Annotated in this window: 1 protein-coding gene; it reads right to left on the bottom strand. The window is 53.7% G+C overall.

The window, feature by feature from the left end; translation table 11 throughout:
• Positions 1-74: 74 nt before the first annotated feature.
• Complete coding sequence (locus tag F3I62_RS20070; RefSeq protein ID WP_160491404.1) at positions 75-497, bottom strand: hypothetical protein; 423 nt, start codon at positions 495-497, stop codon at positions 75-77.
• Positions 498-542 lie beyond the last annotated feature (45 nt).

The raw sequence follows: 542 nt of genomic DNA on the forward strand, positions 1-542 counted from the left end.
CTAACGTTTGAGATGAGAGGCTTGACCCGGCTTGCCGGGGCAAGTCCTCTCGATTGAAGGGTTAGGCGCCACTCTCACATGACCACCGAAAAGTTGAACTTCCCACCCTTGGCCGCCGCGCCTTGCGCATAGCTCAGGCTCTCCTTTAGCTCAGCAAGCACGGCGTCGTGATCATTCTTGAGTAGACCGAAGCGAACCTTCTTCGTTTCGATTTCAGCGATGAGAGAGCTGAGCAAGCTGGCTGCTTCGGAAGCGGCCATCCACTTGCCGTTCTTGGCCATGAGCTCGTTGGTTGATGCCATTCCGTTCGGAAGCTCGTCATCCCCAAGGTTGAACTCCAAGTCCGTTGTATCGCAGAGCGAATTGAAAGACTTCTGAGCGATGCGTTGACCGATTTCATCAAGCTTGTCGGCATGTTTGTAGAGCGCGTATTTATCGCTTTCGTCGGAAGTGACTACTTCCCCGACGAGCTCATTTGCCCAAAGAACTGTGCTCACTTAGTGACTCCCGATTGTGCTGTGACTCTCTTGTGGCGCCTAACG

The organism is Pseudomonas sp. R-28-1W-6, from assembly GCF_009799925.1.
Taxonomy (GTDB): Bacteria; Pseudomonadota; Gammaproteobacteria; order Pseudomonadales; family Pseudomonadaceae; genus Aquipseudomonas.